Source organism: Novosphingobium aeonii (genome assembly GCF_052279045.1).
In the GTDB taxonomy this organism is placed as follows: domain Bacteria; phylum Pseudomonadota; class Alphaproteobacteria; order Sphingomonadales; family Sphingomonadaceae; genus Novosphingobium.
In genome coordinates, this window is the sequence record NZ_CP176832.1 from 691,579 (window position 1) to 705,000 (window position 13,422).

Annotated in this window: 11 protein-coding genes; 8 read left to right on the forward strand and 3 right to left on the reverse strand. The window is 63.7% G+C overall.

Features of this window, described 5'->3' with window-relative positions; translation table 11 throughout:
- Positions 1-169: 169 nt before the first annotated feature.
- Together ACLIMP_RS03520 and ACLIMP_RS03525 are read right to left on the reverse strand one after the other, a co-directional pair.
- On the reverse strand, positions 170-1,435 hold the full coding sequence (locus ACLIMP_RS03520; protein WP_292635196.1) for an MFS transporter: 1,266 nt from the start codon (positions 1,433-1,435) through the stop codon (positions 170-172).
- Between the two features lie 212 nt (positions 1,436-1,647).
- On the reverse strand, positions 1,648-4,029 hold the full coding sequence (locus tag ACLIMP_RS03525; RefSeq protein ID WP_324697576.1) for a TonB-dependent receptor: 2,382 nt from the start codon (positions 4,027-4,029) through the stop codon (positions 1,648-1,650).
- A gap of 383 nt (positions 4,030-4,412) precedes the next feature.
- Here ACLIMP_RS03525 and ACLIMP_RS03530 point away from each other — a divergent pair, with 383 nt between their 5' ends.
- Positions 4,413-5,432, forward strand: coding sequence for an aldo/keto reductase (locus ACLIMP_RS03530; protein WP_443478041.1), 1,020 nt, complete (start codon positions 4,413-4,415; stop codon positions 5,430-5,432).
- 30 nt (positions 5,433-5,462) lie between these two features.
- Positions 5,463-6,458, forward strand: coding sequence for a bile acid:sodium symporter family protein (locus tag ACLIMP_RS03535; RefSeq protein ID WP_324697580.1), 996 nt, complete (start codon positions 5,463-5,465; stop codon positions 6,456-6,458).
- Between the two features lies 1 nt (position 6,459).
- Here ACLIMP_RS03535 and ACLIMP_RS03540 read toward each other — a convergent pair whose 3' ends face one another.
- Positions 6,460-7,449 carry a GlxA family transcriptional regulator gene (locus tag ACLIMP_RS03540; protein ID WP_443478042.1) on the reverse strand — a complete coding sequence of 330 codons (990 nt, stop codon included), beginning with the start codon at positions 7,447-7,449 and terminating at the stop codon, positions 6,460-6,462.
- Between the two features lie 141 nt (positions 7,450-7,590).
- On the opposite strand from ACLIMP_RS03540, the gene ACLIMP_RS03545 reads away from it, so the two are divergent.
- The 6 genes from ACLIMP_RS03545 (at position 7,591) to ACLIMP_RS03570 (ending at position 13,408) form a co-directional block, all read left to right on the forward strand.
- Complete coding sequence (locus ACLIMP_RS03545; protein WP_324697584.1) at positions 7,591-8,382, forward strand: SDR family NAD(P)-dependent oxidoreductase; 792 nt, start codon at positions 7,591-7,593, stop codon at positions 8,380-8,382.
- 11 nt (positions 8,383-8,393) lie between these two features.
- The gene (locus tag ACLIMP_RS03550; RefSeq protein ID WP_324697586.1) at positions 8,394-8,888 is read left to right on the forward strand and encodes a hypothetical protein; all 495 of its coding nucleotides are present in this window, start codon (positions 8,394-8,396) and stop codon (positions 8,886-8,888) included.
- A 143-nt stretch (positions 8,889-9,031) separates the two neighbouring features.
- Positions 9,032-9,472 (forward strand): RrF2 family transcriptional regulator, encoded by a 441-nt coding sequence (locus tag ACLIMP_RS03555; protein ID WP_054442256.1) that lies wholly within the window; start codon positions 9,032-9,034, stop codon positions 9,470-9,472.
- A gap of 273 nt (positions 9,473-9,745) precedes the next feature.
- A complete protein-coding gene (locus ACLIMP_RS03560; protein ID WP_054442000.1) occupies positions 9,746-9,946 on the forward strand; it encodes a YezD family protein in 201 nt (66 codons plus the stop codon).
- Between the two features lie 86 nt (positions 9,947-10,032).
- On the forward strand, positions 10,033-12,591 hold the full coding sequence (locus tag ACLIMP_RS03565) for a TonB-dependent receptor (protein WP_185998290.1): 2,559 nt from the start codon (positions 10,033-10,035) through the stop codon (positions 12,589-12,591).
- A gap of 34 nt (positions 12,592-12,625) precedes the next feature.
- Positions 12,626-13,408, forward strand: coding sequence for a sulfite exporter TauE/SafE family protein (locus tag ACLIMP_RS03570; protein ID WP_054441998.1), 783 nt, complete (start codon positions 12,626-12,628; stop codon positions 13,406-13,408).
- Positions 13,409-13,422 lie beyond the last annotated feature (14 nt).

Below are 13,422 nucleotides of genomic sequence, written 5' to 3' on the forward strand. Positions count from 1 at the left end.
CCCGCAACAGGGGGAGACTAGCGGGTGCCGCAGGGCAGGGCTTTGCACTGGGCGCAGTGACTTTTGGCAGGAATGGACACCGCTCTGCGAAGTCCGCTTCAAAAAAATGCAAAAGCCACCCGAAGCGACTACCGCGCTTCGGGTGGCGTTCACTTCCGGCGGGAACTGCTTATTCGGCCGGGACCATTCCGTCTTCGTCGATCGCGGCTGGCTGCGGGGCGGCTGGTGCGGGGCGATAGACCGGCGCACGCAGGAACAGCACCGCAACGATCGTGGCGGCAGCCAGCAGCAGGGCAAACACGAGGATGGCCAGCGAATAGCCGCCGGTCACGTCGGCGATCCGGCCGGCACCGATCGGGCCGAGGACCGCAAGGGTCGTTGCCGTGGTGGCCATGGCGGTCATATCGCCGGCGATGCCGGCGCCGAAGTAGCGCAGGAGGAGGATATGGGCCGAGAGCCAGGCCATGCCCCAGCCCAGTCCGAACAGCGTGGCGGCTGCCGTGGCGACAAGCACCATCGAGGCGGACCACAGCAATGCCATGGCCAGGGCCTGCAGGGCGAGTCCCGCTACAAGAATGCGGCGCGGGTCGATGCGTTCGCACAGGGTGCCGGTCAGCCCCTTGGCGCCGGTGCCGGCAAAGGCCAGCAGGCTCATGGCGATCGCGCCGGGCGCGGCGCCTTCGCCGAGGTTGGCGATGTGAGCCACGAGAATGGAGTGCGCCGAAGTGACCGCCGTCTGCACCACCGTCATGATGAGGGCGAGAATCAGGAAGCTCGGGGTCATCAGCGCCTGCTTCACGGTCCACACGCTGTTCTGCGCCGGGGCGGCCTGCTCATGGCCCGCGCCCTTGACCTGCTCGACGCTTTCCACCTTCACCGCGTCGCGGATGCAGGCGAGGCAGATCAGGCCGAGGATGAGGGCGCTTACGGACATGACCAGCCAGTGCAGGCGCCAGTCGCCGGTCAGGCCGACGATGCCGCCGACGATCAGGGGGCCGACGATGCCGCCTGCCGCGCCGGTCATGAAGTAGAAGCCGATCATCCGCGAGGAGGTGCGCGGGAACCATGTCGCCAGCAGGTAGACGGCGGGCGAGGGAGCGACGAGCGAGAAGCCGATGCCCATCAGCGTGGTGGCCACGAAGAACAGCGTCAGGTGCTCGATCTGCGAAGCGATGAAGAACCCGGCGGCAAGGGTGAGGCAGCCCGCAAACATCGTCAGCCGGGTGCCGATGGATTTCATCAGCAGCGGCGGCAGCGGGCTGGCGAGACCACAGGCGAGCCCGAGCAGCGAGAAGCTGAGCCCCGCGGCCGCCTTCGACCAGCCGAGCTGCGCCACCATCGTATAGAGCACATAGCCGAGAGAGGTGAAGGTCGTCGCCGTCACGAAGAAGAACCCCAGCGAGGCGGCGAACATGACGAGGGCACTGCGCGGCATTGCTACTCCTGCGGGCTCCGTCCGGATGGAATCGCCGGACTGACACGCCGTGCAGGCTCTCATGCTGCGGCTGCACACTCTTGATGACCTGCGCCTAGATAGTTGATCGAGGCTGCGGAACAAGGATCGGCGGCACTTTGTCCGAAAAGGAAAGGGCGCGGAGACCGAAGCCTCCGCGCCCTTTGCCGTTCCCGCGACCCTTTCGGGCCGGATCAGAACTTGTAGCCGACCGAAAGGATCACCTGACGCGGCGGAATGAAGGTCTCCATCACCTGGGCGCTGCCGTAGGGGTCGGAGAAGCGCGAGTTCACGCCGTTCTTATCGAAGAGATTGACGACGCGCAGGGTGACGTTGGTGTTGGTGTCCTGGGGTTCGTACTTCAGCATCAGGTTGACCTGCGTGTACGAGGGCGTGATGTCGACATCGCCTTCGTTGAACAGGCGGTACTGGTACTTGCCCCGGTAGATCAGCTGGGCACGGGCGGTCAGTTCGCCCGGACCGACCTGACCGTTCCAGGTCGCGGCCACATTGCCCTGCCAGCGCGGCAGCTTGGGGATGCGGTTACCCTTGATATCCTCCCGCGCGGCATCGCGTGCCGCCACGGCGGCGGCGAAGTTGGTCCAGAACAGGTAGTCGGGATAGCCCGCCGCGTTCTGGGCATTGGCGGCGTTGGTCGGATCGAGCGCGAGGTAGTGCGACGTGAATTCGCCCTCCAGATAGGACATCGAGGCGTCGAAGCGCAGTCCTTCGGTGGGAATGTAGGAGCCTTCGAGTTCGAGGCCGTAGACACGCGCCTTGGGGGCGTTGCTGATGCCCTCGCCGTAAAGGATCGGGTCTTCCTCCAGGAACTGCATGTTGCGATAGTTGTAGAGGAAGGCCGAACCGTTGATCTGGAGCGTATCGCCCAGGAACCGGTTCTTGGTGCCGATCTCGAACGAGTCGACGGTTTCCTGCTTGTAGGTCGGCAGGATCGAGTAGCTGTTGCCTGCGGAAGCGGAAGAGTTGATGCCCCCCGGCTTGAAGCCGCGCGTCCAGCTTGCATAGACCATGTTGTTTGGCGTGATCTGGTAATCCAGCGCGACCTTGCCGGTCCATGCATCGCCCTTGCGGCCTCCCGTGGAGGAAGGCTGGAGATAGGCGCCCGAGGTCTGGCTGGAAGTGCCGCCGGACATGCTGTCGAACATGCCGGTGGCCTTGTCGTGGTTGTATCGCACGCCGGCGGTCAGCTTGAGCTGGCTGGTGAGATCGTAGGTGCCCTGTGCGAAGAAGGCGTAAAGATCGCGCTTGATCGAGGACAGCTCGGCATAAGTCAGGTTTTCGATCGCGGGATCGTTCCAGGCCGTGCTGGTGGGCAGCGCCGGGGAAAGGATGTCGCCGGTCGAACCGCGGTATTCGTTGATGTACTGGCTGTTCTTGGAGTGCAGGTAGACCCCGCCGAGAACCCAGTTGAACGGGCCGCTGCCGTTGGAGGTCAGGTTGAGCTCCTGGCTCCAGCTCTTGGTGTCCGATTCCCACAGCGGCACATGGTCGTAGGCCACGCCGGTGAAGCTGATCGGGTTGTAGGTGTTCTGGAAGAACGTTTCGGTGTCGAGGCCGTCCGAATCCCACGCCTGTTCGGAATGGAGCTTCTGGTAGCCGGTGATCGACTTGATCGTGGCGAACGGCGTCTCCCACTTCACCACGCCGGTATAGAGCTGCGTCTTGACCTTGGAGCGCCCCGGATAGTCCTGCGTCAGTACGCGCGGATCGGTTTCGGGATCGAGGATGTTCTTCTGGGCGGGGCCGTTGGTCTCGCTGTTGAACTGCACCGTGTTCAGCACGACCGAGAAGTTCGAGGCAGGCTGCCACTTGGCGCCGAGACGCCAGCCGGTCTCGTCCTGATCGTCGAGGTCGTACTTTTCTACACCGGGCACCTTGGTGGCATAGGCGTAGCCGTCATGCTTGGTGTACTGGAAGGCGCCGCGCACCGCGAGGGTGCTGGACAGGGGCACGTTCACCGCGCCCGAGCCCTCCATGTAGTTGTAGTTGCCGATCCCGGCGTTGAGATTGCCGCTCAGGCTCTCGGTGCTCGGCTCGATCGATACGACGTTGATGGTGCCGCCGGTCGATCCCTGTCCGAACAGGGTGCCCTGTGGACCGCGCAGTACCTCGACTTGCGCCACGTCGATGAAGGCCGCGCTCGCGGCGATCGAGTTGAAGATGTAGACGCCGTCGATGTGATAGGAGACACCCGGCTGGGTGTTGGTGTTCTCGGGCGTTTCCGAACCGATGCCGCGGATCGAGATGATGCGCTCGCCGCCGCCGCTGCGGGCGACCACGAGACCGGGAACCGTACCGTTGAGGCCGGTAATGTCGTTGATGTTCGAGGCCTTGAGCGTTTCGGCGGTGATGGCGCTGACCGAAAGCGGCGCCTGTTGCAGGCTGACGTCGCGGCGCTCGGCAGTGACGACGATATCGGTAAGGCCTTCGGACGGCGCGGCGGCAGCGGTGGCTGCTGCTGCTGCGGCTTCCTCGGCGTGCGCGCTGCCCGATGCGAACGCGAGGAGAGAAACGCTCGAGGCGAGCGCGTAGGCGATTCGTGACTTGCTGATCATGGTAGCTCCCCGAACAAAGTCAGACCGATTCCCGGTTTTGCGGCTCGTGCTTGTGCTTGTGGCCGCTTGTCGGAAAATCTGGCGCGGGGAACGGACGCGGTCTTGTGCATTTGCGAATAAGTACTTGACCGTTGAAACCTGCGACGGAGGGCGAAGTTAGTACGAATCGCCGGTTTTCCAAGGCTTGTACGGGTTAACGAACAGGAGTTTTCCCGCAGCCCGCTTTCTTGCAATGCAAAATCGGCGGGGCATGGCGTCTTGCGTCAAGCTGCCGGGTGGTCTGGCGACAAGACCGGGCGCCGGAGGCATGGCAATGGCGGGATGAGTTCGAAGGTCGGCGGCGCAGGCTTTGATCACGCCGCCCCTCAGGGAGAAGCATGGCCATGACCACCGGCATCGCAGAAAGGCTCGCCACCCGTCCGCTCGGTTTGACGGGCATGGAGATCAGCCGCGTCGGATTTGGCGCCTGGGCCATCGGCGGGCCGGACTGGGCGGTCGGCTGGGGCGCGCAGGACGATGCAGATTCGATCCGTGCCATCCGCCATGCCGTGTCACGCGGAGTGAACTGGATCGACACGGCGGCGATCTACGGCCTTGGCCACTCCGAGGAGGTGGTCGCGCGCGCCCTTGCGGAGATGCCCGTTCACGAACGGCCCTATGTCTTCACCAAGTGCGGGCAGGTCTGGGATCCGAACGACCGCAATTCCAAGATTCGCGTCGGCCGCAAGGCGTCGATCGTGCAGGAGGCCGAGGATTCACTGCGGCGCCTGCGCGTGGAGCGGATCGACCTGCTGCAGATGCATTGGCCGGCAGAGGACGGCTCGGCGCTGGACGAATACTGGGGCGCCTTGCTGGAACTGAAGGCGGCGGGGAAGGTGAGGGCGGTCGGCCTGTCCAATCATGATGCCGGGCAACTGGCCGAGGCTGAGGGCATGGGCCATGTCGACACCCTTCAGCCGCCGCTTTCGGCGTTGAAGCGCGGTGCGATGGAACGGGACCTGCCATGGTGTCTTGCCCGGGATACCGGGGTGATCGTCTATAGCCCGATGCAGTCGGGCCTGCTTTCCGGGGCCTTCTCGGCCGAGCGCGCGGCGGCGCTTGCCGCGGATGACTGGCGTAGCCGCCATCCTGACTTCACCGGGGAAAATCTTGTTCGCAACCTGGCCGTGGCAGCGGCGATGAAGCCGGTGGCAGAGCGGCACGGGGTGTCGCAGGCTGCGGTGGCGGTTGCCTGGGTGCTGGCTGTTCCGGGCGTGACGGGGGCCATCGTCGGCGCGCGCAGCCCGGCGCAAGTGGACGGCTGGGTGGCCGCGGCCGGTCTAGTGCTGAGCGATGAGGACTTGGCCGGAATTGCCGCCGCCATTCGCGATTCCGGTTCGGGCTCCGGTCCCGTTCCCGGCTGATTTCCTTCTTTCCCTCGATCAGGACTCTCCATGAATCGCCTGCTTTCGCGCCTGAGCATCGACCCTTATCTTCTCCTGCTGGTCTCGACGGTGGGGCTGGCCTCGGTGCTTCCGGCGCGCGGGGTCTGGGCGGATGTGGCGGGCGGGGTGGCCGATGCGGGGATCGCGCTGCTGTTCTTCCTGCACGGCGCCAAGCTCTCTCGCGAGGCTATCCTCGACGGGGCGCGGGCGTGGAAGCTGCATCTGACGGTGGCCTGCCTGACTTTCGTGCTGTTCCCGCTGATCGGCCTTGGCGTGAGTGCCATTCCGGGCCTCGAACCCTCGCTGGCAACCGGGGTGCTGTTCCTGACCCTGCTGCCCTCGACGGTGCAGAGTTCGATCGCCTTCACCGCGATTGCGGGCGGCAATGTGGCGGCGGCGGTGTGCAGCGCCTCGTTCTCGAACCTTGCGGGCATTTTCCTGACCCCGGTGCTCACCGCGCTGCTCATCACCGGCAAGGCGCAGGGCTTCTCGACCGATCCGATCGTCACGATTTCGCTCCAGCTGCTGCTGCCGTTCGTGGCGGGGCACCTGCTGCGGCCGTGGATCGGGGGCTTCGTCCAACGGCACAAGAAGCTGCTGGGCTATACGGATCGCGGTTCGATCCTGCTGGTGGTCTATACCGCGTTCGGGGCCGCCGTGCTCGAGGGACTGTGGCAGAAGGTGACGCTTTCCGAACTGGCGCTCATCGCGGCGCTTTCGCTTGGGATTCTGGCGCTCGTGATGGTGCTGGGAAATGTGCTGGGCAGGCTGCTGGGCTTCAATCACGAAGACCGCATCGTCATCCTGTTCTGCGGCTCGAAAAAGAGCCTGGCGACCGGCGTGCCGCTGGCAGGCGTGCTGTTTCCCGCCGCGCAGGTGGGCGCGATCATCCTGCCGCTGATGTTCTTCCACCAGATCCAGCTCATGGTCTGCGCCGTTCTCGCCCGAAGGCTCGCCGCCAAGGCCGAAGAGCGGAAGGGCGACGGGGCGCTTTCTCCGGGGTGAATCAGGCTGCCACCGCCAGTTCCGCTCCACTGTGGAAGCGAGCCCGATAGTCGCCGGGAGTCAGGCCAAGTATCCGGCTGAACACGCGGCGAAACGCGGTGGCGTCCTCATAGCCCACCGACCAGGCGATCTGGTCGATCGAGCGCCGGGTGAATTCCAGCAGTTCGCGCGCCTTGCCGATGCGCAAGTGCTGGACGTGTTCGGTGGGCTTCATCCCGGTCGCGCTCTTGAACCGGCGCTGGAGCGTGCGTTCCTCAAGCCCGGCCATATCCGCCATTTCGGCCACGCTGGCCGGTCGGCCGCCGCGTGACTGCAACCAGTGCTGCACCTTCAGGATCGCCTCGTCGCCATGCGTGAGTTTCGGCGCGAAGCTGGAATAGTGCCGCTGTTCGCGCCCGGCGGGATCGACGAGCAGGAACTTCGCGGTTTCGATCATGACGGTCGGGCCAAGCAGGCGGTCAACCAGCCGCACGCCCAGATCGGTCCAGGCCATGAGTCCGCCTCCGGTGATGATGTCACCGTCCTCGATCACGATCTTGTCAGGTTCTACGAGAACCTTGGGAAACCGCTCCCGGAAGTCCTGCGCGAAAAGCCAGTGCGTGGTTGCCGGACGGCCGTCGAGAAGCCCGGTTGCGGCGAGGATGAAGGCGCCGCCGCAGCTGGAGGCCAGCGTGGCGCCGCGTGCATGGTGCTCGCGCAGCCATCGGGCATAAGGGGCGGCTTCTTCCAGGCCGGCAGGTCCGGAAAGGCGGCCGGGGACTATCAGCACCGAAGGTTCTCCCGGCCGGTCCGCCGCGGTGTCGTGGCATCGCGCGAACTGGCCCTCTTCGCTGCGCATCCAGTGACTGACGCGAAGGGCCGGCCCGCCGCGCCCGGTGGAGAAGTGGGAAGCTATGGCGAAGAGGTCCGTAATTCCATGGATCATCGCCATCTGGCAGCCGTGGTAGAGTAAGAGGCCAACTTCCAGTTCAGGCCGCGAAGTCGGTTTCATCGTCGCGAACATCCTTTGTCGGTTTTGGCCTGCTCAATGTCGCAAGCGCCGCGCCCCGAACGGGACGGCAAAGCCTATCTCCAATCGTGCCCGGCGCAAAGACACCGACCCCGAAAGCAATAGAAGCCCAGGAGAAGTACGATGAGCAAGAACACCTACCTCGTTACCGGCGCTTCCGATGGCATCGGCGCGCTCTATGCCGACCGTCTGGCCCGTCGCGGGCATGACCTGATCCTCGTCGCTCGCCGCAAGGACAGGCTGGCCGATCTCGCCGCGCGGCTCGAGGCGGAAACCGGCGTCGCGGTGGAAGTGATCGCTGCCGATCTCGCGGTGGCCGAGGATCTGTTGCACGTGGAACAGCGGCTGCGCGCCGACGATGCGATCGTGGGCCTCGTCAATAATGCGGGCATCGCCAACGAAGGCTCGATCGTCGAAGCCGACCCCGACTATCTTTCGGGCATGATCGACCTCAACATCCGCGCCGTAACCCGCCTTTCGGCGGCGATCGCGCCCCGGTTGGCTGCTGCGGGAGAGGGGACCATCGTCAACATCACTTCCGTCACGGCGCTGATGCCGGATGCCTTCACGGCGGTCTATCCCGCCACGAAGGCCTATGTGCTGGCATTTAGCGAAGCGCTCGCCGCCGAACTCGGCCCCAAGGGCGTTCGCGTCCAGGCGGTTCTGCCGGGGATCACTCGCACCGCGATCTGGACCGATGAGAAGATGGCGACGCTTCCCGCGCACATGGTCATGGAAGCGCAAGACATGGTCGATGCCGCGCTCGCCGGTCTCGACATGGGAGAAGCGGTGACCATCCCGGCGCTGCCCGACATGGCGCAGTATGAAGCCTATCTGGCGGCGCGCCTCGCGATGCGTCCCAACCTTTCGCTTTCAACACCCGCGCTGCGCTACGGCGCGGTGGCGGCCAACTGAGGGAGCGTGTCATGATCCTTGGTCTCGATATCGCCCAGTTCACCGCACTCCATGTCGCGATCAGCTTGGTAGCGATCGCGACCGGGATCGTGGTCATGCTGGCCTTCGCATCGGGCCGCGTGAGAGTGCGGTTCCTCACAGGGCTCTTTCTCGTCACTACGGCGGCGACGACGCTCACCGGTTTCCTGTTTCCGATCCGCGCGATTACGCCGGCGCTCATTACCGGAATCGTCTCGACCCCGGTTCTCGCAGTCGCCTTCATTGCGGTCTACCGTTACGGGCTGAAGGGCCGCGCGAGGGCTATTTATGCTGTGAGCGCGAGCCTGGCGCTTTACCTCAACCTGCTGGCCTTCGTGACACAGGCCTTCCTGAAAGTGCCGTCGCTTCATGCTCTCGCTCCCCAAGGGACCGAGACTCCATTTCTCGCGGCACAACTCGCGACGCTCGCCGCCATGATCGCACTGGGCACCCGTACTTTCTCGGTCGCCCGCCGGACAGCCGCCTGACCCCTGTTTCGACACCTGCCTCCGCCTGAACCGGCCTCCGGCGGAGGCGCCATTTTGCCTTGCCAACCAAAAAGGCTGACAATCTGTGAAATCACGGCTTAACGGCCTTGCCATCGGCTCTTGCGCTGCTGCATGACGGGAACGTGCTTTCGCAGAAAACCCGATACGCCATCCGCGCCATGCAGCATCTTGCCGACAACTACGGGCAAGGTCCGATTCAACTCGCGCAGATCGCCGAAGCACAGAACATTCCCGCCAAATTCCTGACGACGATCCTGTCCGAACTGACCCGGTTCGGCATTGTCGATTCCCAGCGAGGCAAGGATGGCGGCTACCGGCTTGCGGTCTCCCCGATCGACATCACTTATGGCGATCTCATTCGCCTGATGCGCGGATCGCTCGCACTCGTGCCCTGCGCCAGTCGTTTCGCGCACGAAAAGTGCAAGAATTGCCTTGAAGAAGGTGAATGTCGCACTCGTGCCTTGATGCTGGAAGTGCGTGATCGCACCGCTGAACTGCTTGACGGCGTGCGTCTTTCTGACCGGATCGACCCCGTTCCCGCGCAGATCGACGAAGACGTCTAAGCGCGGAAGCGCCGCCCCGCGCGGCAAGTAAGTATCCATTTTATTTATATTTTTCGCGAAGCGATGCCGTCCGGATAGCCGGGCGGTCGATGGCTGCGATCCCTATTTGCCATCCTGTTCAAAGGGGGGAGCCATTCATCGCTTCGGCGTAAATAGATTTTGCTTTGGCGTGAAAACGAGAAACTTTCGGGTAGGCGTATTGTCAACTTATTAAGTTGAGAATACGAGTGCGGACGGCGGCAGGATAAAGCCGCGCTCGGAGGAAGATTCGCAATGTCTCAACCGTCATCGGACAACCAGCGATCGGGACTGCACCTCTCCAGGGATTCAGAGGGCACAAATCCCAAGGCGGCACCTCTTCAGGTAGTCGCCGATGCCCTGGATCAGATGCGCTACGGCGTCATCCAACTGACAGTCCACGATGGAAAGCTCGTTCAGCTGGACATCACTGAACGGCGGCGCTTCGCCTCGTAGGCGTGCGCTTCACCGGAACCTGACAGCCTGCCGCGCAGACCGGACCGCCGGATGTGAGGCCCTTCGAAAAACATAAGGGGGACTTCATGAGAAAGTTTATTCGCGGGCCGCTTCCGGCCCCGCTTCCACTCGCTTGCCTATCGTTCACGCTCATGCTGGCCGCGACGCCCGCATTGGCCGAGGAAGCCGCGGAACCGGTGGCGACGACGACATCGGTCAATGCCGACGGCACCGAAGAGGGACCGCCGACCTCGGTGGGCACGGGCGCCCACGATCGCGGTGGTGAGATCCTCGTGACGGCACGTCGCCGTCAGGAATCGAGCCAGGAAGTGCCTTTGGCGATCTCCGTGGTGGGCGGCGAGCATATCGACTCCACCGGCTCGTTCAACGTCGGCCGCCTCCAGCAGCTCACGCCTACACTGCAGTTCTATTCCTCGAACCCGCGCAACACGGCGGTCAACATTCGCGGTCTCGGAGTGCCGTTCGGCCTTACCAATGACGGTATCGAACAGGGCGTCGGTATCTACATCGACGACGTCTACAACTCGCGCGTCGCCTCGGCCACGTTCGATTTCCTCGACGTCGCCCAGATCGAAGTGCTGCGCGGACCGCAAGGCACGCTCTACGGCAAGAACACCACGGCCGGCGCGATCAACATCACGACGAACCAGCCCACCTTCGACTTCGAAGGCAAGGCCGAAGTCTCGATCGGCAACTACAACTTCAAGCAGGCCAAGGCCGCTGTTTCCGGCCCGCTGACAGACAAGCTGGCGGCACGCATTGCCATCTCCTCGACTGACCGTCGCGGCACGATCTACAATGTGACGACCAACCAGTGGATTCAGAGCCAGGACAACCTCGGCCTGCGCGGCCAGTTGCTCTGGAAGCCGACCGACACGCTGGCGATCACGCTTGCAGGGGATTTCAGCACGCAGGATGCGAACTGCTGCGGTTCGGTCTACGTCCGCACCGGTACGACCCAGCGTGCGCTCAACCGCCAGTTCGCCGCGCTTGCCGCAGCGCAGGGCTATGCACCGCCCAGCACCGATCCTTTCGACCGTCTTACCGATCTCGACACGCCGCTGAAGGCGAAGAACAAGATCGGCGGCGCTTCGCTGCGCGTGAAGTGGAATCTCGGCGCGGGCGAACTGACCTCGGTCACCGCCTGGCGTTTCTGGGACTGGGATCCGTCCAACGACCGTGACTTCACCGGCCTGCCGATCGTCTCCCTGTCGCAGAACCCCTCGCAGCAGGACCAGTATACGCAGGAACTGCGCTACAACTACAGCAGTGACAAGATCGACTTCGTCGTCGGTGCCTTCGGCTTCTACCAGCGCATCGATACGCAGGGCACCGAAGCGCAAGGCGCCGCCGCCAGCCGCTGGAGCATCAATCCGGGCAACGACTCCGTCGTCCCGCCGGGCTCATCGGGCTGCGGCCCCACGACGTCGAACCAGCTCGCCTGCGATCCTTCGGTGCTGAACGGCCTGGTTGCCTACAACACGCAGTATCTCAAGAACACCAGCGCTGCGCTGTTTGGCCAGTTGAGCTGGCATCTCACGCCGGAACTGACGCTCCAGCCCGGCGTGCGCCTGAACTATGACAAGAAGGAAGGCTACTACCAGCGCCGCGTCTTCGATGGGCAGGGCAATGAACTGCTGCTCGGTCAGGCGTCCTATACGCCGCGCCAGACCGCGCAGTTGGCGATCTACACCCCGCAGGAAATCTCGCCCGAATTCAGCGACTGGAACTTCAGCTACGATTTCAACGCAAGCTACAAGATCACGCCGGACGTGCTGTTCTATGCAACTTACGCAAAGAGCTTCAAGTCGGGCGGTATCAACCAGAACGGCGTGCCGGTCGACCTTCAGAACAACCCGATTCTCGCCTCGGCCACGGTGAAGCCGGAATCGGTTCATAACTACGAGGCCGGCATCAAGACCCAGTTCTGGGACCGCCGGGCCACTCTGAACCTTTCGATCTTCCGTACCGACATCGGCAATTATCAGGCCAACGTTACCAACGGCCAGTATGGCGTGCTGCGTGGCTATCTCGCCAATGCGCAGAAGGTTCGCTCGCAGGGCGTCGAGTGGGACTTCTCGGTCCGTCCGAGCGAGCGTTTCAACGCCTACGTCAACGGCGCCTATACCGACGCGACCTATCGCAAGTTCACTGATGCGCCGTGCCCGCCGGAACTTTCGGGCGGTACGGCTGTCATCACCGGCCAGACGCCGGGCGCCGCCGGCGTGCCGAACTCGCTCAGCCCCCAGAACTGCGACATTTCGGGCCAACGCCTGCCTGGTGTTTCGAAGTGGTCGTTCTCGTTCGGCGCGGAGATCAACAACCCGGTCTCCCTGCTTGGGAAGGAGGGCGAAGTCTACTTCGGCTACGACGGCAGCTATCGTTCGAACTTCTCGTCGAATCCGTCTCCTTCGGCCTACACCTGGATCGATGGGTACAGCCTTTCGAACTTCCGTCTCGGCTTCCGGGCTGACAGCGGCTTCGATATCTACGGCTGGGTTCGCAATGCTTTCGACCAGAACTACTTCGACCAGCTCTTCGTCGGTCCCGGCAACACCGGCCTGATCGCGGGGCTTCCCGGTGATCCGCGTACCTGGGGCATGACCGTCCGGTACAGCTTCTGATCTCCGTCATTCACGGAACAGGGAGGACAACCTCATGTTCGATCTTGGATTAAGCCTGGGCGATATCCTGCCCTTCGTGGTCGTCGGGTTCGCCGCGCAAGTCATCGACGGCGCCTTGGGCATGGCTTTCGGTGTGATTTCCCAGACGATGCTGGTCAGCGTCCTGGGAGTCGCGCCGGCGGCGGCTTCGGCCAGTACGCATCTCGTGGAGATATTCACGACGGGTGCTTCCGGCGCGAGTCACATCGTTCACCGCAACGTCGATTGGGGGCTGTTCAAGCGGCTGGTTCCCTTCGGCGTGGCGGGGGGCGTACTCGGAGCCTACTTCCTGTCCAACATTGATGCCTCGGTCGCGAGGCCCTACATCATGCTCTATCTCACGGGCATCGGCTTCTATCTGCTGGTCAAGGCGATCCGCATGTCGAAGCCGCGTTTCGAGGACCCCCGGATGACCCGCCCGCTGGCGCTCACCGGCGGCTTCCTCGATGCGGCCGGTGGAGGGGGCTGGGGCCCCGTCGTCACTTCGAACCTGCTGATACAGGGCGGAGATCCGGCCAAGGTGATTGGCACGGTGAACACGGCGGAGTTCCTTTTGTCCCTCTCGATCTCCATCTCCTTTATCGGCGCGCTGGGGTTCAGTGCCTTCAGCGGGGTGACGATCGGGATGATCATAGGGGGCGTGATCGCAGCGCCGTTCGGCGCGCTGTTGGCCAAGCGGGTTCCGCCGCGAACTTTGCTGTTCGCAGTCTCGCTCGTTCTGATTGCCTCCAGCGTTTTCAGTATTGCGAAGGCATGGAACCTGATTCCCGGCCTTTGAGGCGCTGATCGGGA

Coding starts and splice junctions, on each gene's coding strand:
- ACLIMP_RS03530 (WP_443478041.1), top strand. CDS start 4,413: ATGACCACCGGCATCGCAGAAAGGCTCGCCACCCGTCCGCTCGGTTTG.
- ACLIMP_RS03540 (WP_443478042.1), bottom strand. CDS start 7,449: ATGAAACCGACTTCGCGGCCTGAACTGGAAGTTGGCCTCTTACTCTAC.
- ACLIMP_RS03545 (WP_324697584.1), top strand. CDS start 7,591: ATGAGCAAGAACACCTACCTCGTTACCGGCGCTTCCGATGGCATCGGC.
- ACLIMP_RS03570 (WP_054441998.1), top strand. CDS start 12,626: ATGTTCGATCTTGGATTAAGCCTGGGCGATATCCTGCCCTTCGTGGTC.
- ACLIMP_RS03520 (WP_292635196.1), bottom strand. CDS start 1,435: ATGCCGCGCAGTGCCCTCGTCATGTTCGCCGCCTCGCTGGGGTTCTTC.
- ACLIMP_RS03535 (WP_324697580.1), top strand. CDS start 5,463: ATGAATCGCCTGCTTTCGCGCCTGAGCATCGACCCTTATCTTCTCCTG.
- ACLIMP_RS03550 (WP_324697586.1), top strand. CDS start 8,394: ATGATCCTTGGTCTCGATATCGCCCAGTTCACCGCACTCCATGTCGCG.
- ACLIMP_RS03565 (WP_185998290.1), top strand. CDS start 10,033: ATGAGAAAGTTTATTCGCGGGCCGCTTCCGGCCCCGCTTCCACTCGCT.
- ACLIMP_RS03560 (WP_054442000.1), top strand. CDS start 9,746: ATGTCTCAACCGTCATCGGACAACCAGCGATCGGGACTGCACCTCTCC.
- ACLIMP_RS03525 (WP_324697576.1), bottom strand. CDS start 4,029: ATGATCAGCAAGTCACGAATCGCCTACGCGCTCGCCTCGAGCGTTTCT.